Below are 20,575 nucleotides of genomic sequence, written 5' to 3'. Positions count from 1 at the left end.
TTACTCGGTTCTGCTACAAGCGGTTCTCAGGACCGAGCACGGCCCAGACGGTTTTTCCGGACGAAGTCGGGGCATTGCCCCAAACCCGTGACAGTGCGGCCACGAAGCGCAGACCCGATGGCATCTGCGTCCCGTCGGACGCTTCGGCCAGTTCGGCCAGATGGTGGCTTTCGTCTTCGACGGCCACCGTGACCGTGACGCCGTCGGTCTCCAGCCGGATGATCGGCGCGCTCGCGGTGTGCTGCAGAACATTTTCGACGAGGCTGGTCGCCACGATCTTGGTCACCGGAATCAGTTCGTCCAGCTTCCACGCCGTCAGCCAACCCTCAACGAGCTGACGTGAATGTGCCAAGCTGCTGATATCGGCAGGCAAGGCGCCTCGTGCGCGCCGTCGTCCCTGAATGCCGTGATGAGCAGTGCCGAGGGCCGCGTCTTCTGCGGTGGGGTAGACGGGGACATACCGGGTCACCCCGTTGCGCCTCAGCGCATCACGCACGGCGGGGTTGGCGGACACCAGCACGATGGGTATCTCGGGCCATGTTCCGACATGCCAGCGTGCGCTCGTGAACACCGCCCACGCCGAAGTGGCGGGCACGACCAGATCAGTGACGTCGATGATCACGGCGGCGGGTTCTGCAAGGGCGGCCTTGATGACGGTGTCGCGCAACGTCAGATAGCTGGTGCTGTCAAGGAGGCCGCCGGCCATCAACAGCGTCATGTCGCCGATTCTGTCCGCGGTGACCAGCAGTGGTGCCCCGGCGCTGGAAGACATCAGTCCTTCAACTGTCCCGGCGAGTCCCACAGCCGTTCTCCGAGGACGGTCATCGCCCGTTCGGCCTCGTCGGCCACTTTGTTGTATCGATCGAAGAGTGCCCCTGGGCCGACTCTCTGCGCCAGGCGGCGGGACAGGTTCGCCTTTTCCTTCAGGCTGCGAAGGGCCACCCAAACCGCTCCCTCGACTTCGTCATCCCTGGCCTTGAGTAACGCGTCGGCGGTCCAGGCGTGCCCGACGCGGCAGCGATAGCTGGTGTCGCTCAGCGTCATCAGCGACCCGTTGCAATCGGGGCAGGTGTATCCCGATGGCGGGCCCAATGTGTCGCCCTCGATCGATACTTCGAATCGCTTTCCCATGGCGATGCGGTTCTCCAGTTTTATGTTCGTGTCGGGGTCGATCGGGCGCTCCTTGATCTCTCGATCGGCCAGGCGCTTCAGGACCGCGCCGACATCGGTCGCCGTGGCCTGCAGATCGGCCACACCCGCGTGGATCGCGTTCTTAGGCATGGTGGGATACAGCGCGTCGTCGGGTTGTTGCACGATCGTCGTTCCTCCTCGGGCTTGGATGGCGCCAAGCCCGGCGACCCCGTCGTCCAGCACACCGGACAGCAGGACACCTATCGTCCGGGGGCCGAATTCCAGCGCAGCAGAACGGAACAACGCGTTGATTGCCGGTCGGTAGCCGTTCTCAGTCGGCCCCTCCGACAACGTCAATCGGTGATCGTGGACCAGCAGGTGGTGGTCGGGGATCGCCACATAGATGCGCCCCGCCGTCAACGGGGCGCCATTCTTCGCCGATTCGGCGGGCAGCGGCCCGCTGCGATCGACGATTCGCGCCAAGACACTTGGTGCGCTCGCCGGCACGTGCAGCACCATCAGCACCGGGAACGCCAGATCTGCGGGCAGCCCAGCGGCCATTCGCGTCAGGGCCTCGACACCACCCGCAGATGCGCCGACCGCGACTACACCCTGTGGTTGAACGTCCGACGGCGATGAGCTCGCCATGCCGAGGGACTACCCACATCAGGCGGTAGTCAGACCTTGGAGATGACCTTTTCTGCGAACTTTTCGACGTGGCGGATCTTTTTGTCCAGCGGCTCGCTGTCCAGACCCATGATGTATGGGTACCGGAAGCCGACGATGACATCGGTGACGCCCTTGTCTTCGAGGCGTTTGATGCCGTCGAGGGTGTACGCGTCGCCCGAGATCACGTGGATCTCGAAAGGGCCGGTGCGGCCTTCCTCTTCGCGAATCTGATTGAGCCGCTTGATCAATCCGTCGAGTTCCTCGGGCGCACCGCCGCCGTGCATCCACCCGTCGCATCGGGCGGCCCGCCGCAGCGCCGCCTCTGCGTGACCGCCGACGAGGATCGGGATCGGCTTTGTTGGCGCGGGCGTCATTTTCGTTTTGGGGATGTCGTAGAACTCGCCGTGGAACTCGAAGTATTCGCCGGAGGTGAGCCCCCTGATGATCTCGATGCACTCGTCCATTCGCTTGCCGCGCTTCGCGAATGGGACGCCCATCAGTTCGTAGTCCTCCGGCCATGGGCTGGTGCCGACGCCGAGCCCGAGCCGGTTGTCGAACAGTGCCGCCACGGACCCGGCTTGCTTGGCGACCAGCGCAGGCGGGCGGATCGGCAGCTTGAGCACGAAGAAGTTGAACTTCAGCGTCGTGGTGACCGCGCACAGCGCGCCCGCCATCACGAAGGCCTCGATGAACGACTTGCCGTCGAGGAACTCGCGGCTGCCGTCGGGGGTGTACGGGTATTTCGAGTCCGACTCCAGCGGGTAGGCGACGCTGTCGGGGATCGTCATCGCGTGATACCCCGCGGCCTCGGCCGCCTTGGCCAGCGGGATGTAGTAGGTGGGATCCGTCATCGCCTCGGCGAAAGTAAAGCGCACATCGCCATACTAGAACGTGTTCTAGTTTAACGTTTAGGGATCGTGTCCACGGGAACGTGGATGTCCATGAGCGCGGCCAAAGCACTGTACAAGCCCCTGTCCATCGTCAGTAGCGTCGCAGGCGGCCTGCTGGCGGGCAAGATCTTCACCGAGATCTGGCAGCGGGTCAGCCCGTCCGACGAGGAACCGCCAGAGCCCCAGGACCTGTCACGCTCCACAAAGGAGGCCTTCATCGCCGCGGCTGTGCAGGGGTTGATCGTCGGTGTCGTGCGCGCAGCGCTGGCCCGCGGCCAAGCGAAGGGGTTTCAGGCGCTGACCAACGAGGATCCGCAGTAACGCCAGGCATCATTGCGTAGGTGCGCGCCTGGCTGACCCGCAATGTGCGGGTACTTTCCGCTGTCTCGTTTCTTCAGGACGCGGCGAGCGAACTGCTGTATCCGCTGCTGCCTATTTACCTGACAGCTGTTCTCGGTGCGCCGCCCTCGGTCGTCGGCGCCGTCGAGGGCGCGGCCGAAGGCGCGGCGTCACTGACCAAGCTGGCGGCCGGACCGTTGGGTGACCGGTTTGCGAAGCGGCCGTTGATCGCAACGGGATACGGCATGGCTGCGCTGGGCAAGGTGATGGTGGCCGCGGCCGCCGGTTGGCCGGGCGTGCTGGCGGGCCGCGTTGTCGACCGGCTCGGCAAGGGAATTCGCGGCGCGCCACGTGATGCGCTGCTGGTGGTCGACATCGACGACTCCGCGCGGGGACGGGTGTTCGGGTTTCACCGCGCCATGGACACGCTGGGCGCCGTGGTGGGCCCGCTACTCGGCCTCGCCGGCTACGAGTTGCTCGACCATCAGATTCCGCCGCTGCTGTGGGTTGCCGTCGTGCCCGCGGTGTTGAGCGTCGCGCTGGTGTTTCTGGTGCGCGAGACCCGGCAGGTGCTGCCGCGTGCGCAGCGGCGCGCGATGTTCGCCAGGGTGCGGGACCTGCCTCGTCACTATTGGCGAGTGACGGCCGCACTGGTCGTGTTCGGTCTGGTGAACTTCCCCGACGCGTTGCTTCTGTTGCGGCTCAACGAAATCGGCTTCTCAGTGGTCGAGGTGATCCTGGCCTACGTCACCTACAACGCGGTGTATGCCATCTCCAGTTATCCCGCAGGCCTGCTGGCTGACCGCATACCCCGGCCTGCCGTATTCGGCATCGGGGTGGTGTTCTTCGCGATCGGCTACACCGGGCTGGGGCTGACCACCGACACGGTGGCTGCCTGGCTGTTGATCGGGGTGTACGGACTGTTCACCGGCTGCACGGATGGCGTTGGCAAGGCGTGGATTTCGTCGCTCGTCGGATCGGATCTGCAAGCCAGCGCGCAAGGGGTGTTTCAAGGTGCGAGTGGTTTTGCGGTGCTGGGCGCCGGGCTGTGGGCAGGCTTGCTGTGGGGCGCCGACGGCCATGTGCCGCTGCTGGTTTCGGGCATTGTCGGTGGCGTGTTCGCGGTGGGCTTGCTGGTCGTCGGCCTGGGCGGCTATCGCACGGCTGTCACTTCGAGCGCGAAGGGAGGCGCCCCCACACCGACGACCGAGTAACCGCCCTGCGGCGTGCGTTCAGTGATGCGGGCAGCAGCGGATCGGTTGCCGATGGTGACGACGGCCGGCTTGGGTAGTTTCTCGGTGCCGTCCAATGCCTCGAGAATCGTTCCCTGCCAATGGTATTGACCATCGATGGGATCGAAGTGCCCGGTCAGCCGGACACGGGCATCACGACCGTCGTCACCGATGTGCACGGTGGCGCGGCCGTCGTACAGCTCGTCTGCGGTGATGCGCGAGCTCAGATCGAATGCGCGCCGGATGTGTTTGGCGACCCGCCGCCATTGGATCCGCCCCGGCCGTTTCTCGGCGAAGTGGCGCTGAGTGCTGTAGCGCACCTCGATGCGGGTGGTTTCGGTGGCGGCCATCACCTGCAAACACTTTGCGATGTAACTCTTTTGCGCGGCGACATCGGAGCCGGTGATGAGAAAGTAGTTCGGCAAGCCGTGCACCGCCACACCGAGATAAGGGTCCAGACCGAGCGAATCGCGGTCGGCGCCGTCCGGCACCGCGCCATCGGTTGCGATCAGCACCCGTGCGCGCGTTCGCTCGCCCTGCAGCGTCCAGGTATGAGTGCTCTCGTCAAAGACCGGACGCAGGCGTGCGATCCGCTCGGCGTTGACGAACGCGACGTCGTCGATCTCACTCACAGAAAGTTACTGCGCTTCCACATCCGCCTGGCAATCGGACCCATCAGCCCGACCTCCTCCAGAAATGCTGCCAGCGGGGCGAACCCGAGTATCTGGGTTTGTTGACGGTGTGCGCTCTCACGGGCCATCCGGCGGGCCTCGCGGGCGTCGAGTCCGACGCGGCGGTACTGCACCTTGTTGGTGAACAGGAAGCGGAAGAACAGCCCGCCGACTCCGTTGATGTTGGCGACGAAGAACTTCGGCAGAGCCCGCATGTGCGGGACGCGCTTACGCAGGCCGTCGCGGGCGAACTGAATGTGCCGAGCCTCCTCGGTGACGTGAATGCGCATGAGGCGCTGGATCATTGGCTGTAGGTCATCGTCGTCCATCATCTGGCGCTGCAGCGAGTCGAAGATCTCCTCGCCGATCAGCGCGGCCACCCACAGCATCGGGCCCTGGAACGCGAACGGCAACGCGTTGATGATGACGCGCTGGTAGTACCTGGGCCGCACCGGCTTTGCGCCGACCCGCTCGATGGCCTTGCCGAACATCACCATGTGCCGCGTCTCGTCGCCGAGTTCGGTCAGTTCGTAGTGCGTGGCTTTCGCGGTCGGATCCTGGTGCATCATCTTGCGAAGCAGCGCCTGGTTGAGGATGTTTTCGAACCAGATGCCCGCTGACAGCGTGTTGACGAGTTCCTGCCGCGACAACTCGATCTGCTGTGCGCGGGTCATGTTGTCCCACAACGGGGTTCCGTACAGCGAAACGGTCTTCGGCGGCAGGAAGAACTTGTCCGGATCCAGCGGGGCGTCCCAGTCGATGTCGACGATCGGCGCGTAGGACTTCTTGACCGAACCCTTGAGCAGGCGCTCGGAGAACTCCTCGCGACCGGCGGCGGCGTTCGCCCGTACCGAAGCTGTCATCGCTGACATCCCTTCGTTGCTGTCACCTAGAAGTTAGGTACCCGATGCCGAAGATGTCAATACCCCCGGTACCGCATACCTGGGGTAATCGCTGGTCAATGGCATACTCGCTTGCGTGACGCGGCGGATCCATGTGATCGGCATCGGCGCGGGCGATCCGGACTATGTGACGGCGCAGGCGGTCGATGCGCTGAACGACACCCAGGTGTTCTTCGCAATGGACAAGGGATCGGCCAAGGACGACCTGGTCGCGCTGCGACGGCTGATCTGCGAGCGGTTCATCCGCGAACCCGGATACCGGTTCGTCGAGCTGCCTGATCCGCAGCGGGCCAAGTCCGGTGACTACCGGCAGGCCGTCGCGGATTGGCATGCAGCGCGCGCGCAGGTGTGGGCCGATGCGATCTCCTCAGAACTGAAGCCCGGCGACGTCGGCGCGTTTCTGGCGTGGGGCGACCCGTCGCTGTACGACAGCACGCTGCGGATCCTGGACCTCGTCGCCACCCGCGTCGACATCGAGTACGACGTGATACCGGGCGTCACCGCGATCCAGGCGCTGACGGCGCGACACCGCATCCCGCTCAACGACGTCGGGGAGCCGGTGCTCATCACTACCGGTAGGCAGCTGCGAGAGGCCGGCTTGTCCGGCGCCGCGGTAGTGATGCTCGACGGCGATTGCTCGTTTCAGGTCTGCCCGCCGCAGACCCGCATCTGGTGGGGCGCCTACCTGGGCACGCCGGATGAATTGCTGGTGTCCGGGGCCGTCGGCGACGTCGGCGACAAGATCGTGGAGATGCGGGCCGACGCGCGCGCCCGCCACGGCTGGCTCATGGACACCTACCTGCTGCGCCCGGCAGACTAGCGGCCATGGGGAGCTTCCTGCTGCGCGCGGCGCTCACCGGGGTCGCGCTGTGGGTGGTCACCCTCATCGTCCCCGGCATCCGCTTCATCGGCGGGGACACCACCCTGACCAGGGTCGGCATCATCTTCGTCGTCGCGGTGATCTTCGGCCTGGTCAACGCGATCATCAAACCGGTCGTCCAACTCATTTCGATCCCGCTGTACATACTCACGCTGGGTCTGATCCACGTCGTCATCAACGCGTTGATGTTGTGGATCACGTCGTGGATCACCGACCACACCACCCACTGGGGGCTGTACATCGACGATTTCTGGTGGACGGCGATCTGGGCGGCGATCGTGCTGTCGATCGTGAGCTGGCTGCTGTCGCTGCTCACTCGCGACGCGGGACGCCGCGCGCGGGATTGATTGGCACACTGGTCCTATGCCGGAACTACCCGAGATCGAGGCGCTGGCCGATCATCTGCGCCGGCACGCCGTCGGGCTGACCGTCGGGCGCGTCGATGTGTCCGCGCTCTCGGTGCTCAAAACGTTCGATCCGCCCATCAACGTGTTGCACGGCCAAACCGTCACCGGGGCCAACCGGTGGGGGAAGTACCTTGGCCTCGAGGTGGGCGAGTTGCATCTGATCACCCACCTGTCGCGGGCGGGTTGGCTGCGCTGGTCGGACAAGCTTGCCGCTGCGCCGCTGAAGCCTGGCAAGGGGCCGATCGCATTGCGTGTTCATCTCGGAACTCCCGGGGAAGCACCGGGATTCGACCTCACCGAGGCGGGCACGCAGAAGCGGTTGGCGGTGTGGCTGGTTGACGATCCGATGAAGGTGCCGCAGATCGCCGGACTCGGGCCCGACGCGCTGTCGCTGGATCCCGAGGGTCTGGCTGGTGTGCTTTCGGGGCAGAGCGGGCGGATCAAGACCGTGATCACCGACCAGAAGGTGATCGCCGGGATCGGCAACGCGTACAGCGACGAGATCCTGCATGTGGCCAAGCTGTCGCCGTTCGCAACGGCGGGCAAGCTGACCGACGCGCAACTCTCTGCCTTGCACGACGCGATGATCAGCGTGTTGACCGATGCGGTTACGCGGTCGGTCGGGCAGCAGGCGGCCACGTTGAAGGGGGAGAAGCGATCGGGCCTGCGGGTGCATGCGCGGACGGGGCTGCCGTGTCCGGTGTGCGGCGACACGGTGCGTGAAGTCTCGTTCGCGGACAAGTCATTTCAGTACTGCCCGACGTGTCAGACCGGCGGCAAGGTGTTGGCCGATCGACGGCTCTCGCGGCTGCTCAAATAACCTCGGCGACCATCCGGCGCGCTTCGGCCAGGCGTCCGCGGGCGTCGAGGCGCTCGACCACCGCCAGGTATTGCGGGGCGAGGGCGGCATATCCGGCGGCGTCGCCTTCCGACTTGGAAACCATGAGCCGGCACTTCAGCCGACACAGGTCGATGGCGGCCACGGGAGCGGGTAGCCGCATTTCTGCGACCGCGGTGGCCACGCTGCGCGCCTCAGCGACGTCCGCTGGTGAGCCGCGCTCCAGAAGTAGTTCGATGAGCGTCTCTGCGGTGCGACCGATCATCGGTGGGCTTCCTGCCCCCAGCGGGCTGCGGTAGGCGCGACGTGCAGTGTCGATGGCGTCGTCTTGCGCACCCTTGCGTGCGTAATCCACAGCGAGGTCGGCGGCGACCGAACACCACAGGAATGTCTGAATCCCCTGCCTCTCTATGCCGGCACGGGCTTCCTCGAGCAGGCCGATGGCTTCTGCGCGTGCGGCGGGATCCGCGCGCAACAGCACCGTGCCGTGCGCCCACAGTGCCGAAACGATGCCGAAGTTGTCGCCGAACGCGCGTGTCTTCAGCAGCGCTTCCCGAGTCTGGGGCATCAGCTCGTCGGCTTCGTCGAGACCCATTGCGACGAACCAGGACCGGCCGGTCAATACCTGTGCGTAGGTCACCGGATGCAGGATTCGCGCCTGCTCGATCGCTTGCCGAAAGTGTCGACGGCCGTTCTCGTAATCACCGGCATAGATCTCGATGGCACCGCGAACGGACAGCGTCTGCGCTTTCGAGATTGCTGCTGACTCACCGGCCAATCCTTTCTGCCGGTCGATTGCGCTGAGGGCAGATGGGAAGTCGCACGCGAGGAAATGCGCCCATGTGACGCTGTGCAGGATTTCCAGCTTGGTCGGTTCGGGGCAGTCGAGGTGATCGACCATTGCGCCCAGTTCCGACGCCAGCTGCGCTGCATCCGAGAGGCGGTTGTGGTTGGTTGACAGCGATATGATCTGGCCTGCCGTGCCAAGCGCCAGTGAGAGCAAATCACCTGCCTGGGTGGTCAATTCGCGAAGCTCGCGATAACGGCCGTCGGTGTCCTCCTCGCCGCCGACGAGATGAGCGGTCGATGCCAGCATCGTGCGCGGGGCAATTCGCATGGATGCAACCGACTCTGCGTCGCCGGGAAGTTGATCGGCGAGTTCGCGGGCCTTCATCCAGCTTGCCCGTGCGGCAGGCAAGTCACGGAATCGCAGCCACTCCGCAGCGCGCATATGCCACACGTAGGCGGCGGCAGCTTCGCCTGCCTGCTCGAGGTGAGCGGCGATCAGCGCCGCGTTCTCCGCTGCGCCTGCCGGATTGCGGGCCTCGATCGCCGCAGCAAGGCGTTTGTGTGCCTCGGCCCGCGTTGCGGTCAGCTGGGACGCGTACGCGACTGTGCGCACCAGCGGATGGCGGAAGCAATACTGTTGTCGCGGAACGAATTCCGTCTGGTCGACGAGTTCGGCTGATACGAGTTCGGCGAGGTGACGTGGCTCCGCGTCGGTCAGCAGTGCCCGCACACTATCGAGGTCGAACCGGGTACCGATGACCGCCGCGGCGTTCAGAATCGACTTTGCGCTTGGCGGTAACCGATCGATGCGCGCTGCGAGCACGGACTGAACCGTCGCGGGAACAGCGATCTCATCTAGGTCGCCGTTCAGCTTGTAATCACCTCGGCTGCCGGTGAGTACGTCACGGCCGGCCAGATCGCGAACGATCTCCTCGGCGAAGAATGGGTTCCCCGCGGCTCGGTCTGCAATGCGTTGTGCAAGCCCAGCGACGCTCGGATGCTGGCCGACCAAACCGGTTATCAGTTCGACCGTGGTCTCATCGGTCAGAGGCTGCAGTGCAACTGTCGTGTCGAAGATCGCTTCCAGCGCGCCGCTGTATTCGGGTCGGTAGGTGACGACGAGAACCGCGGGAGTGGCACGCAACGTGGCGGCGAACTCGGCGAACGTCGCATCGCTGGTGGCGTCGATCCAATGGGCGTCCTCCAGCACGACCAAAGTCCTTGTGCCACGGGCCAGAACGGCGCTGACCATCATGTCGACCAAGCGGCGGCGCTGGGCATCGACGCTGACCTCGCCCGCTGCCGTGGCTGGGTCGCCGATACCGAGCAGATCGAACAGGATTCGAGTGTCGTCAGGGTCCGGTGCAACGCGGCCGAGCTGGTCGAGGACATGTCGGCGTGCCGCGTCGCCGCTGAGCTGGTCGATCCTGAACATCGCGCGCAATGTCCGCGACAGTGCGCGGAACGGGACATCGGCGGTGTGCGCCTCGCAGCGCGCCAAAACGACGTCGACATCTCTTGCCGTGGCCCAGCCGCCGAACTCCCGGATCAGCCGGCTCTTGCCAAGACCGGGTGCGCCGACGACGCCGACGACAGCTCCATGCTCGACGGCAAAGGTGTGCGCGAGTGCGGTCATGGCCGGCCCGCGGCCCAGCATGGGGCCGTAGTCACGCACCGCGACGGTTCGACCGGATTCGACCGCATGCAGCTCTCGCGCGGGCACGGGCTGCGATTCATTTTTGACATCGACCGTCATGACCGGTCCCAGCCGGGCCGCCTGCTCGACGAGCTGCGCGGTCGACATCGAGCACAGCACCCCGCCCGGTGGTGCGGCGGCCTCCATCCGTTGCGCCATGCCGACGGGATGGCCCACCGCGGTGTACGGGTTTGGGCCAAGCCCGATTTCACCGGTTATCGCCTCACCGGAGTTCAGCCCGACACGGAGTTGCATGTCGACGCCGTCGCGCCGATGTAGTTCGGCGGAAAGGCCTTTCGCGACTGACTGGATCTCCAGTGCGGCGAAGCAGGCGCGCAACGCGTGGTCCTCCAACGCAACGGGAGCGCCGAACAACGCCATCAGACCGTCGCCGGTGAACTTGTCGACCGTGCCGTGGTAACGCTGCACGACCGCGCCCGCGCGGTTCAACAACTCGTGCATCAGTTCCTGAAGCCGTTCGGGATCGAGTGTGGCCGCAAGTTTCATCGAGCCGACCACGTCGGCGAACAACACCGTGACTTGTTTGCGTTCGCCCGCAGCGCGCTCCGCTGAGACCGGGGATCCGCACGAATCACAGAACCGCGCGTTGACGCGGAGTTCGTTCCCGCACGCCGCACAGCTCACGGTGGCTTCGCCGACCGGAATGTTCATCCGTTGGCCCCCGGGTTCGTCGCGTCACCCGTGATTATGCCGTCCTACCAGCAATGAGCCGCCAACTTCCGTTGGTTACGCTGACCGCGTGACTCGGCAGAAGATCCTCATCACCGGTGCGTCGTCGGGGCTGGGCGCCGGCATGGCCCGCAAGTTCGCCGCGAAGGGACGCGACCTGGCCCTGTGCGCCCGTCGCACCGACCGGCTCGATGCGTTGCGTGCCGAACTGTTGGAGCGCCATCCCGGCATCACGGTCGCGGTCGCCGCGCTGGACGTCAACGACCACGAACAGGTGCCGAAGGTGTTCGCGGAGTTGTCCGATGAACTCGGCGGCATCGACCGCATCATCGTCAATGCCGGAATCGGCAAGGGTGCGCGGCTGGGGTCGGGCAAGCTATGGGCGAATAAGGCCACCATCGAGACGAATCTCGTTGCGGCGCTTGTCCAGATCGAGACGGCGATCGAGATGTTCACCGCGGCGGGCGGTGGACATCTGGTGCTGATTTCGTCGGTGCTGGCCAACAAGGGCGTGCCGGGTGTGCGCGCGGCGTATGCCGCCAGCAAGGCCGGTGTTTCGTCGTTGGGCGAATCGCTGCGCGCTGAATATGCCAAGGGGCCTATCAAAGTCACGGTCATCGAGCCGGGCTACATCGAATCGGAGATGACAGCCAAGGCCGATACGACGTCGATGATGGTCGACAACGAGACCGGTACGAAGGCCATGGTCGACGCGATCGAACGCGAACCGGGCCGCGCCGCCGTCCCGAGCTGGCCGTGGGCGCCGCTGGTGGCTGTGCTGCGTCTGCTGCCCCCGCAGATCGCGGCGAAGTTCGCCTAGTCAGGCCCCGAACTACCGCGAGCGTGCACGGTCGAGGGCCCGCGAGCGTGACGGAAATGCACGCAAGTTGCGGCGTGTTGGCGGGCAGACACGCACGCTCGCGGTTTGTGTGGTTAGGCGCGCTAGGGGTTTAGTAAGTCGGCGGTCGTGGTAGCCGAACCTCATGATCGTGAAACTGACGAAGATGACCCCCATTTTGTTCGCGGGCGTGGCGGCAGCTTCGATCGCCGCAGCGCCGATCGCCATGGCCGAGCCTGCGCCTCCGCCGCCGTGCGTGAACGCCGACGGCACGCCATGTTCGGACATCGGCAATGTCGGTCCGGGTGGCGCGGAAGTGAACATCCCTTACGGCCCGTCCGGCGAGGCTGACCGCGGCGGCGCCTCCGGTGCGATTCCGTACGGCCCAGGTGGGTCGGCGGACGGCGGTGGCGCTTCGGGTTCGCTGTCGCCCTATGGTCCTGGCGGCTCCGCAGGCCCCGGCGGTGCCAACGGATGCATCCCGAACGTCGGCTGCATCAACATTCCTGCCGGCTAATCAGCTCGCCCGCGCTCGGTGCGGTAGCGGCGCACAAGTGCGTCGGTCGAGGAGTCCGACTGCTCGGCCGGCGACGCGTCGCTGGTGATCACCGGCAGCAGCGCCTTGGCCTGCGTTTTGCCGAGTTCGACGCCCCACTGGTCGAACGAGTCGATGCCCCAGATGACGCCCTCGGTGAAGACCTGATGCTCATATAACGCGATCAACTGGCCGACCACCGAGGGCGTCAGCTTGGTGCCGAGAATCGATGTCGTGGGCCGGTTGCCCGGCATCACCTTGTGCGGCACCACTTCTGGCGGCGTGCCCTCGGCCGCGATCTCGTCGGCGGTCTTGCCGAACGCCAGCACCTGCGTCTGGGCGAAGAAGTTACTCATCAGCAGGTCGTGCATGCTGCCGCTGCCGTCCGCCGTCGCCAGGTCGTCGGTGGGCTGAGAGAACCCGATGAAGTCGGCAGGGATCAGTCGCGTGCCCTGATGGATCAGCTGATAGAACGCGTGCTGGCCGTTGGTTCCCGGTTCGCCCCAGAAGATCTCGCCGGTGCTGGTCGACACCGGTGTGCCGTCGGCGCGCACCGACTTGCCGTTGGATTCCATCGTCAACTGCTGCAGATAGGCCGCAAACCGCGACAAGTCGTTCGAATACGGCAGCACCGCGCGCGTCTGCGCGTCGAAGAAGTTGTTGTACCACAAGCCGATAAGGCCGAGCAGTGCCGGCGCGTTGGCCTCCAGCGGTGCGGTGCGGAAGTGTTCGTCGACGATGTGGAAGCCGGCCAGGAAGTCGGCGAAGCGCTCACGGCCGATAGCGGCCATCACACTCAAACCGATTGCGCTGTCGACAGAGTACCGGCCGCCGACCCAGTCCCAGAAGCCGAACATGTTGTCGGTGTTGATGCCGAAGTCGTCGACCAGCTTCTTGTTCGTCGACACCGCGACGAAATGCTTTGCCACCGCGGCATCGCCCAACGCTTCGGTCAGCCAGCGCCGCGCCGCCGTCGCGTTGGTCAACGTCTCCAGCGTCGAGAACGTCTTCGACGCAACGATGAAAAGCGTTGTGGCAGGGTCGAGTCCGTCGAGCTTGGCCACCAGGTCTGCGGGGTCGACGTTCGAGACGAACCGCGCCGAGATGCCCGCGTCGGCATAGTGGCGCAACGCGTTGTACACCATCACCGGCCCCAGATCCGAGCCGCCGATGCCGATGTTGACGACGGTCTTGATGCGCTCGCCGGTGGCGCCGGTCCACTCGCCGCTGCGCAACCGGTCGGTGAAGTCGCCCATCTTGTCCAGCACCGCGTGCACGTCCTCGACGACGTTCTGCCCGTCGACCACCAATTCGACGCCGACCGGATCGCGCAGCGCCGTGTGCAGCACCGCGCGGTCCTCGGAGGTGTTGATGTGCACGCCGGAGAACATCGCGTCGCGACGCTGTTCGAGCCCGGCGGTGCGGGCCAGGTCGATCAGCATTTTCAGGGTGTCGCGGGTGACGCGGTGCTTGCTGTAGTCGATGTACAGGTCACCGACCGTCAACGTCAGCGCAGTACCGCGCTCGGGGTCGTCGGCAAAGAACTCGCGCAGCGTCTTGGCACCGATTTCGTCGTGGTGACGCTGAAGGGCCTGCCAGGCGGGAGTGGCTGCAATATCTGGGATCTGCTGCGTCTGGGCCGTCATGTTTTCGACCCTAGTGCGGGCGGTTGAACAAAGGTGTAAATGATGGAGGTATGGACACCACCGCTCTGCTGAAGTCAGTACCCACCGGTCTGTGGATCGGCGGTGAGGAACGCGAAGGGAAGTCGACATTCAACGTTCTCGACCCGTCCGATGACGAGGTCCTGATCGCGGTCGCCGACGGCACGCCAGACGACGCGATCGCCGCACTCGACGCCGCCTGCGCCGTGCAGGAGGACTGGGCGGCCACCGCGCCCCGCGAGCGCGGCGAGATCCTGCGCGCGGTCTTCGAGAAGATCACCCGGAAGGCCGAAGATCTCGCCACCCTGATGACGCTGGAAATGGGCAAGGTGTTGCCCGAGAGCATGGGCGAGGTCAAGTACGGCTCGGAGTTCTTCCGCTGGTTCGCCGAAGAGGCCGTCCGCATCGGCGGCCGCTACACCCCGAAGCCTGCGGGCGACGGCCGCATCATCGTCACCAAGGACCCCGTCGGGCCGTGCTACGCGATCACCCCGTGGAACTTCCCGCTGGCGATGGGCACCCGCAAGATCGGCCCGGCCGTCGCGGCCGGTTGCACGATGATCGTCAAGCCGGCTCAGGAGACCCCGCTGACCATGCTGCTGCTGGCCAAGCTGATGGACGAGGCCGGCCTGCCCAAGGGCGTGCTGTCGGTGATCCCGACCAGCAAGCCGGGCGATGTGACCACCGCGCTGATCGACGACGGGCGGCTGCGCAAGCTGACGTTCACCGGCTCCACCGGCGTCGGCAAGGCGCTGGCCAAACAGGGCAGCGACAAGCTGCTGCGGCTGTCGATGGAACTCGGCGGCAACGCCCCGTTCGTGGTGTTCGACGACGCCGACGTGGACGCCGCCGTCGACGGCGCGATCCTGGCCAAGATGCGCAACGGCGGCGAGGCCTGCACCGCGGCCAACCGCTTCCACGTCGCCAACGCGGTGCGCGAGGAGTTCACCGAGAAGCTGGTCAAGCGGATGAGCGAGTTCACCCTCGGCAAGGGCACCGATGAGTCTGCGACGCTGGGTCCGCTGATCAACGCCAAGCAGGTCGCCACCGTCGAAGACCTGGTGTCCGATGCCGTCTCGCGCGGCGCGACCGTCGCGGTCGGTGGAGTCGCCCCGGGCGGCCCCGGCAATTTCTACCCGGCCACAGTGCTGGCCGACGTCCCGGCCGACGCCCGCATTCTCAAGGAGGAGGTGTTCGGGCCCGTCGCGCCGATCACCGGCTTCGACTCCGAGGAGGAGGGCATCGCTGCGGCCAACGACACCGAATACGGGTTGGCGGCCTACATCTACACGCAGTCGCTGGATCGCGCGCTGCGGGTGGCCGAGAGCATCGACGCAGGCATGGTCGGCGTGAACCGCGGCGTGATCTCCGACCCGGCGGCCCCGTTCGGCGGCGTCAAGCAGTCCGGCTTCGGCCGCGAGGGCGGCACCGAGGGCATCGAGGAATATCTCGAGACCAAGTACATCGCGCTGACGAACTAGCCGAACTTCCGCGAACAGTCGTAAAAGTCCCCTGCACCTCGGCGTGTCGGGGACTTTTGCGTCTGCTCGCGCGGGAAAGATTCCGGCAGTGACAGCGGATCGCGGCCACTCGATTCCCGCACTGGACGGCATCCGTGCGGTCGCTGTCGCGCTCGTCCTCGCCGAGCACGGCGGGCTGCCCGGCGTCTCCGGCGGATTCCTCGGGGTCGACGTTTTCTTCGTGCTCAGCGGATTCCTGATCACCTCGCTGCTGCTCGACGAATTCCGGACCAAGGGCCGAATCCGGCTGCGCGACTTCTGGATTCGTCGCGCACGACGACTGCTGCCTGCGTTGCTCGCGATGGTGCTCGCGGTAGTGGCCGTGCGGAAGCTGTTCCCGACCGAGGCCACGGCCTCGTTGCGCGACGATGCCGTCGCCTCCTTCTTCTGGATGTCGAACTGGGCGTTCGTCGCGCAGAAGACCGACTACTTCTCCCAAGGTGCCCCGCCGTCGCCGCTGCAACACACGTGGTCGCTCGGCGTCGAGGAGCAGTACTACCTGATCTGGCCGCTGCTGGTGCTCGGCGTCGCGGCGCTGTGCTGGCGGCGACTCCGACTGGCCGTCTTCGTGCTGGCCGTCGCGGGCGTCGTCGCGTCGTCGACCGCAGCCATCTTGATGGCGCCCGAGGTCAACCGGGTGTACTTCGGCACCGACACCCGCATACAGGCGCTGTTGATCGGTGCCGCGGCGGCTGCCCTGCTGGTACGCGACTGGACGGTGCTGACGTCGGGCGGCACGCTGATCCGCACCCAATACCGGCGCTGGGCCGCGACGGCGTTGTCGGTCGTCGGGCTGGCCGGTCTGGCCGTGCTCGCGCACTACGCGACGGGCAGTGCCCGCGACTTCCGCTACGGACTGCTGATTGCGGTGGCCCTGTCCGCCGTGCTCGTCGTCGCACCCGTGGCGATGGACCAGACCTCACCCGTCGCGCGGGCGCTGGCATGGCGGCCGCTGGTGTGGCTGGGCGCGATCTCCTACGGCGTCTACCTCTGGCACTGGCCGATCTTCCTGGCGCTCAACGGCGAACGCACCGGGTGGTCGGGTTGGCCGCTGTTCGCGCTGCGGTGCGCGGCGACGGTTGCGGTGGCCACGGCGTCGTGGTGGTTGCTCGAACAGCCGATCCGACGGTGGCGGCCGGTGATCGTCCCGATGCTGCCGTTGGCGGGCGCGACGGCGGCGACGGCGGCCGTCATCACCATGACGGTGGTGCCCATCGAACCGAAACCGGCCGACCCGGGAACCAGCAGCATCGACTCGGCTGCGCTGGTCGCACCGGAGCGGCCGGTCGAGGTGAAGTCGCCGTCGGGCCAGCTAGCGCCGGGGACCAAGCGGGTCGCGGTGTTCGGCGACTCGGTCGCGTGGACGCTGATGCGATACCTGCCGCCGACGCCGGGGCTGAGCTTCACCAACTACACGACGATCGGGTGTGGCGTGGCCCGCGGCGGGCCATACCGGTATGCGGGCGAGACGTTGAATCAGAAGCCGGAATGCGACGACTGGCCGGCACGGTGGTCGCAGCGGATCAACCACGACCGACCGGACGTCGTGCTGCTGATCATCGGCCGCTGGGAAGTGGTGGATCGGGTCAACGAGGGGCACTGGACGCACATCGGCGACGACGCGTACGACGCGTATCTGCACGGGGAGCTGACGCGGGCCCTCGACATTCTGACCTCGACGGGTGCGCACGTGGTGGTGACGACCGAGCCGTACAACCGGCGCGGTGAGCGGGCCGACGGCAGCCTGTATCCCGAGGATCAGCCCACCCGGGCCGACCGCTGGAACACCTTGTTGCGCAACGTGATCGGTAAGCGACCGAACGTCACCGTGCTCGACCTCAACAAGAAGTTGGGCCCGGACGGCTACTACACCAACAAGGTCGACGGCATCAAGATGCGCATCGACGGCGTGCATCCGACGCCGGAGGCGGTCAAGTGGTTGACGCCGTGGTTGGCCGACGCACTGAAACGCTGAAGCGCTAGTGGCCGAGCCGGCCGCGGCCCATGCGCAGCAGCAGCATCGCCAGATCCTTGCCGTCGGGGCCGAGCTCGCTGTAGCGCTCGATCACCTTCATCTCGCGGCTGTGCACCAGCCGGGTGCCGCCTGAGGCCATCCGGGCCTTGCCGATCAGCTTGGACACCTCGGTGCGCCGCTTGACGGCCGCCAGGATCGCCGAGTCGAGCTCGTCGATCTCGCGGCGCAGGTCATCAATCTCAGCCACGGGTTCCATTTCGATAGTCATTTCGGGCTCCTCGTTGTGTAAGGGTTCTTGGTCTCATCCGGTTTCGGGCCTCACACAAGAGACGAGCCCCGGATCCGGAAGCGGACCGCGGGGCTCTTGGAAGCAGCTAGACCACGGGCACCGCTGGCCGGTACCCGTAAAAAAATCGTCCTTGCTGCATGAGCACGTATTGAGTGTGCCATTTGAGGCCGTGGCAGCGCAAAGAGTGTCGGCTGGCAGCGGTAAGTTGGGGCAGACATGAGTTTGCACGTGACCGACCTGAATTCCGACTCCGAAGCCCTGCTGGACGGCCTTAACCCGCAACAGCGCGAGGCAGTGCTGCACGAAGGCACGCCGCTGCTGATCGTCGCAGGCGCCGGGTCCGGCAAGACCGCGGTGCTGACCCGGCGGATCGCCTACCTGCTGGCGGCCCGTGAGGTCGGCGTCGGCCAAGTGCTGGCCATCACGTTCACCAACAAGGCCGCCGCCGAGATGCGCGAACGGGTGGTGCAACTGGTCGGGCCGCGGGCGCGGGCCATGTGGGTGTCGACGTTCCACTCGACCTGTGTGCGGATCCTGCGTAACCAGGCCTCCCTGATCAAGGGGCTGAACTCCAACTTCTCGATCTACGACGCCGACGACTCGCGACGGCTGCTGCTGATGATCGGCAAGGACATGGGGCTGGACACCAAGCGGTACTCGCCGCGGCTGCTGGCCAACGGGATCTCCAACCTGAAGAACGAGCTGATCGGCCCCGAGCAGGCGGCCTACGACGCGTCGAATGCGATGGAGGATCTGCCGCGGATCATCGCCGAGGTCTTCGCGGAATACCAGCGCCGGCTGCGGGCGGCCAACGCGCTGGACTTCGACGACCTGATCGGCGAGACAGTCGCTGTGCTGCAGGCATTTCCACAGATTGCGCAGTACTACCGCAGGAGGTTCCGGCACATCCTGGTCGACGAGTATCAGGACACCAACCACGCGCAGTACGTGTTGGTGCGTGAGCTGGTCGGCCGCGAAACCGAGGACGGGGTCGCCCCCGCTGAGCTGTGTGTGGTCGGCGACGCCGACCAGTCGATCTACGCGTTCCGCGGCGCCACCATCCGCAACATCGAGGACTTCGAACGCGACTTCCCCAATGCCACAACGATTCTGCTCGAGCAGAACTACCGCTCGACGCAGAACATCCTGAACGCGGCCAACTCGGTGATCTCGCGCAACGCCGGTCGGCGGGAGAAGCGGCTGTGGACCGACGCGGGGGAGGGCGAGCTCATCGTCGGCTACGTCGCCGACAACGAGCACGACGAGGCGCGCTTCGTCGCCGAGGAGATCGACGCGCTCGCCGACAAGGGTGAGATCACCTACAACGACGTGGCGGTGTTCTACCGCACCAACAACTCGTCGCGCGCGCTGGAAGAAGTGTTCATCCGCGCCGGCATCCCGTACAAAGTCGTTGGGGGCGTTCGCTTTTACGAGCGCAGGGAAATCCGCGACATCGTCGCGTATCTGCGGGTGCTCGACAATCCCGGTGACTCGGTGAGCATGCGCCGCATTCTGAACACGCCGCGGCGCGGGATCGGCGACCGCGCCGAGGCGTGTGTGGCGGTGTACGCCGAGAACACCGGGTTGAGCTTCAACGACGCGCTGCAGGCGGCCGCCGAGGGCAAGGTGCCGATGCTGAACACCCGTTCGGAGAAGTGCATCGTGAGTTTCGTTGAGCTGCTTGACGATCTGCGCGGGAAGCTGGACGACGAGCTCGGCAACGTCGTGGAAGCCGTCCTCGACCGCACCGGCTACCGGACCGAGCTGGAATCCTCCAGCGATCCCCAGGATCTCGCGCGACTGGACAACCTCAACGAATTGGTCAGCGTCGCACACGAATTCAGCACCGACCTGGCAAACGCGCAGGCGACGGGTGAAGTGGCGCCCGAGGACGAGGACATTCCGGACACCGGCGTGCTCGCCCAGTTCCTGGAGCGGGTGTCGTTGGTGGCCGACGCCGACGAACTGCCCGAGCACGGCGCAGGCGTGGTGACGATGATGACCCTGCACACCGCGAAGGGGCTGGAGTTCCCGGTCGTGTTCGTGACGGGCTGGGAGGACGGCATGTTCCCGCACATGCGGGCACTCGGCGATCCGACCGAACTGTCCGAGGAGCGGCGGCTGGCCTACGTCGGCATCACCAGGGCGCGGCAGCGGCTGTACCTCAGCCGCGCCAGAGTTCGCTCGTCGTGGGGGCAGCCGATGCTCAACCCGGAATCCAGGTTCCTCAAGGAGATCCCGCAGGAGCTCATCGATTGGCGCCGTGTCGAGCCTGCACCGTCGCTTTCGGCGCCCGTCAGCGGTGCCGGCAGATTCGGGACTCCGCGTCCGGCACCGGCGCGCTCAGCGGTAGGTAAGCGCCCGCTGCTGGTGCTTGCACCGGGCGATCGCGTCACCCACGACAAGTACGGGCTCGGCCGCGTCGAGGAGGTGTCCGGCGTCGGTGAGTCGGCGATGTCGCTGATCGACTTCGGCAGCGCCGGGCGGGTCAAGCTGATGCACAACCACGCGCCGGTCGCGAAGCTTTAAGGCCCGGGTTCGTCTGCTCGCAGCGACACTGAACTAACCTCTCGGTTCGCGAGATCGCAGTCGTTGTGCGATCCACTCGAACTTTCCCGCG

18 protein-coding genes are annotated in these 20,575 nt (G+C 65.9%); 10 read left to right on the top strand and 8 right to left on the bottom strand.

Annotated elements, in window-relative coordinates; genetic code table 11:
* Positions 1 to 13: 13 nt before the first annotated feature.
* The 3 genes from J3E61_RS03555 to J3E61_RS03545 are packed head-to-tail and all read right to left on the bottom strand — an operon-like array spanning position 14 to position 2,675.
* On the bottom strand, positions 14 to 772 hold the full coding sequence (locus J3E61_RS03555) for an STAS domain-containing protein (RefSeq protein WP_210082634.1): 759 nt from the start codon (positions 770 to 772) through the stop codon (positions 14 to 16).
* The gene (locus tag J3E61_RS03550; RefSeq protein ID WP_210082633.1) at positions 772 to 1,779 is read right to left on the bottom strand and encodes a chemotaxis protein CheB; all 1,008 of its coding nucleotides are present in this window, start codon (positions 1,777 to 1,779) and stop codon (positions 772 to 774) included. The genes J3E61_RS03555 and J3E61_RS03550 overlap by 1 nt, the downstream gene beginning before the upstream one ends.
* A gap of 29 nt (positions 1,780 to 1,808) precedes the next feature.
* The gene (locus J3E61_RS03545) at positions 1,809 to 2,675 is read right to left on the bottom strand and encodes a TIGR03619 family F420-dependent LLM class oxidoreductase (protein WP_210082632.1); all 867 of its coding nucleotides are present in this window, start codon (positions 2,673 to 2,675) and stop codon (positions 1,809 to 1,811) included.
* Positions 2,676 to 2,741: 66 nt separating this feature from the next.
* Between J3E61_RS03545 and J3E61_RS03540 the strand changes: the two genes are divergently transcribed.
* Positions 2,742 to 3,011: a DUF4235 domain-containing protein gene (locus J3E61_RS03540; protein WP_192727112.1), complete on the top strand. Its 270-nt coding sequence runs from the start codon at positions 2,742 to 2,744 to the stop codon at positions 3,009 to 3,011.
* A gap of 20 nt (positions 3,012 to 3,031) precedes the next feature.
* On the top strand, positions 3,032 to 4,243 hold the full coding sequence (locus tag J3E61_RS03535) for an MFS transporter (RefSeq protein ID WP_210082631.1): 1,212 nt from the start codon (positions 3,032 to 3,034) through the stop codon (positions 4,241 to 4,243).
* Here J3E61_RS03535 and J3E61_RS03530 read toward each other — a convergent pair.
* A complete protein-coding gene (locus J3E61_RS03530) occupies positions 4,183 to 4,893 on the bottom strand; it encodes a DUF4873 domain-containing protein (protein WP_210082630.1) in 711 nt (236 codons plus the stop codon). The genes J3E61_RS03535 and J3E61_RS03530 overlap by 61 nt on opposite strands.
* Entirely contained in the window at positions 4,890 to 5,795 is a 906-nt protein-coding gene (locus tag J3E61_RS03525; RefSeq protein ID WP_210082629.1) for a diiron oxygenase, read from the bottom strand. The genes J3E61_RS03530 and J3E61_RS03525 overlap by 4 nt, the downstream gene beginning before the upstream one ends.
* Before the next feature lie 115 nt (positions 5,796 to 5,910).
* On the opposite strand from J3E61_RS03525, the gene cobF reads away from it, so the two are divergent.
* Genes cobF through J3E61_RS03510 form a run of 3 tightly spaced genes read left to right on the top strand, consistent with a single transcriptional unit; the run spans position 5,911 to position 7,941 of the window.
* Positions 5,911 to 6,654 carry a precorrin-6A synthase (deacetylating) gene (gene cobF / locus J3E61_RS03520; protein WP_210082628.1) on the top strand — a complete coding sequence of 248 codons (744 nt, stop codon included), beginning with the start codon at positions 5,911 to 5,913 and terminating at the stop codon, positions 6,652 to 6,654.
* A 5-nt stretch (positions 6,655 to 6,659) separates the two neighbouring features.
* On the top strand, positions 6,660 to 7,061 hold the full coding sequence (locus J3E61_RS03515) for a phage holin family protein (RefSeq protein WP_210082627.1): 402 nt from the start codon (positions 6,660 to 6,662) through the stop codon (positions 7,059 to 7,061).
* 16 nt (positions 7,062 to 7,077) lie between these two features.
* On the top strand, positions 7,078 to 7,941 hold the full coding sequence (locus J3E61_RS03510) for an Fpg/Nei family DNA glycosylase (protein ID WP_192727106.1): 864 nt from the start codon (positions 7,078 to 7,080) through the stop codon (positions 7,939 to 7,941).
* Here the strand turns inward: J3E61_RS03510 and J3E61_RS03505 are convergent.
* The gene (locus J3E61_RS03505; RefSeq protein ID WP_210082626.1) at positions 7,934 to 11,116 is read right to left on the bottom strand and encodes an AAA family ATPase; all 3,183 of its coding nucleotides are present in this window, start codon (positions 11,114 to 11,116) and stop codon (positions 7,934 to 7,936) included. The two genes, J3E61_RS03510 and J3E61_RS03505, sit on opposite strands and share 8 nt — an antisense overlap.
* Positions 11,117 to 11,204: 88 nt before the next feature.
* On the opposite strand from J3E61_RS03505, the gene J3E61_RS03500 reads away from it, so the two are divergent.
* Both J3E61_RS03500 and J3E61_RS03495 read left to right on the top strand, forming a co-directional pair.
* A complete protein-coding gene (locus tag J3E61_RS03500) occupies positions 11,205 to 11,954 on the top strand; it encodes an SDR family oxidoreductase (protein WP_210082625.1) in 750 nt (249 codons plus the stop codon).
* A gap of 163 nt (positions 11,955 to 12,117) precedes the next feature.
* Complete coding sequence (locus tag J3E61_RS03495) at positions 12,118 to 12,489, top strand: hypothetical protein (RefSeq protein WP_210082624.1); 372 nt, start codon at positions 12,118 to 12,120, stop codon at positions 12,487 to 12,489.
* Here J3E61_RS03495 and pgi read toward each other — a convergent pair.
* Positions 12,486 to 14,153 (bottom strand): glucose-6-phosphate isomerase, encoded by a 1,668-nt coding sequence (gene pgi, locus J3E61_RS03490; protein WP_210082623.1) that lies wholly within the window; start codon positions 14,151 to 14,153, stop codon positions 12,486 to 12,488. The genes J3E61_RS03495 and pgi overlap by 4 nt on opposite strands.
* Positions 14,154 to 14,203: 50 nt before the next feature.
* Between pgi and J3E61_RS03485 the strand changes: the two genes are divergently transcribed.
* A complete protein-coding gene (locus J3E61_RS03485; protein WP_210082622.1) occupies positions 14,204 to 15,652 on the top strand; it encodes an NAD-dependent succinate-semialdehyde dehydrogenase in 1,449 nt (482 codons plus the stop codon).
* A gap of 88 nt (positions 15,653 to 15,740) precedes the next feature.
* On the top strand, positions 15,741 to 17,666 hold the full coding sequence (locus J3E61_RS03480) for an acyltransferase family protein (protein WP_210082621.1): 1,926 nt from the start codon (positions 15,741 to 15,743) through the stop codon (positions 17,664 to 17,666).
* Between the two features lie 4 nt (positions 17,667 to 17,670).
* On the opposite strand, the gene J3E61_RS03475 is transcribed toward J3E61_RS03480, so the two are convergent.
* Positions 17,671 to 17,934, bottom strand: a complete 264-nt coding sequence (locus J3E61_RS03475) for a chorismate mutase (protein ID WP_192727099.1) — start codon at positions 17,932 to 17,934, stop codon at positions 17,671 to 17,673.
* 237 nt (positions 17,935 to 18,171) lie between these two features.
* Here J3E61_RS03475 and pcrA point away from each other — a divergent pair, with 237 nt between their 5' ends.
* On the top strand, positions 18,172 to 20,484 hold the full coding sequence (pcrA, locus tag J3E61_RS03470; protein WP_210082620.1) for a DNA helicase PcrA: 2,313 nt from the start codon (positions 18,172 to 18,174) through the stop codon (positions 20,482 to 20,484).
* Positions 20,485 to 20,575 lie beyond the last annotated feature (91 nt).

Origin of the sequence: Mycobacterium sp. OAE908 (genome assembly GCF_017872775.1) — a bacterium.
Taxonomy (GTDB): Bacteria; Actinomycetota; Actinomycetes; order Mycobacteriales; family Mycobacteriaceae; genus Mycobacterium.
Note: the sequence above shows the minus strand (reverse complement) of the source record. Positions and strands in the feature narration are given on the sequence as shown.

Excerpts from the sequence above, each read along its gene's own strand:
- J3E61_RS03555 (WP_210082634.1), bottom strand. The coding sequence starts at position 772 with ATGTCTTCCAGCGCCGGGGCACCACTGCTGGTCACCGCGGACAGAATC.
- J3E61_RS03550 (WP_210082633.1), bottom strand. The coding sequence starts at position 1,779 with ATGGCGAGCTCATCGCCGTCGGACGTTCAACCACAGGGTGTAGTCGCG.
- J3E61_RS03540 (WP_192727112.1), top strand. The coding sequence starts at position 2,742 with ATGAGCGCGGCCAAAGCACTGTACAAGCCCCTGTCCATCGTCAGTAGC.
- J3E61_RS03525 (WP_210082629.1), bottom strand. The coding sequence starts at position 5,795 with ATGACAGCTTCGGTACGGGCGAACGCCGCCGCCGGTCGCGAGGAGTTC.
- J3E61_RS03515 (WP_210082627.1), top strand. The coding sequence starts at position 6,660 with ATGGGGAGCTTCCTGCTGCGCGCGGCGCTCACCGGGGTCGCGCTGTGG.
- J3E61_RS03510 (WP_192727106.1), top strand. The coding sequence starts at position 7,078 with ATGCCGGAACTACCCGAGATCGAGGCGCTGGCCGATCATCTGCGCCGG.
- J3E61_RS03505 (WP_210082626.1), bottom strand. The coding sequence starts at position 11,116 with ATGAACATTCCGGTCGGCGAAGCCACCGTGAGCTGTGCGGCGTGCGGG.
- J3E61_RS03495 (WP_210082624.1), top strand. The coding sequence starts at position 12,118 with ATGATCGTGAAACTGACGAAGATGACCCCCATTTTGTTCGCGGGCGTG.
- pgi (WP_210082623.1), bottom strand. The coding sequence starts at position 14,153 with ATGACGGCCCAGACGCAGCAGATCCCAGATATTGCAGCCACTCCCGCC.
- J3E61_RS03485 (WP_210082622.1), top strand. The coding sequence starts at position 14,204 with ATGGACACCACCGCTCTGCTGAAGTCAGTACCCACCGGTCTGTGGATC.
- J3E61_RS03475 (WP_192727099.1), bottom strand. The coding sequence starts at position 17,934 with ATGACTATCGAAATGGAACCCGTGGCTGAGATTGATGACCTGCGCCGC.
- pcrA (WP_210082620.1), top strand. The coding sequence starts at position 18,172 with ATGAGTTTGCACGTGACCGACCTGAATTCCGACTCCGAAGCCCTGCTG.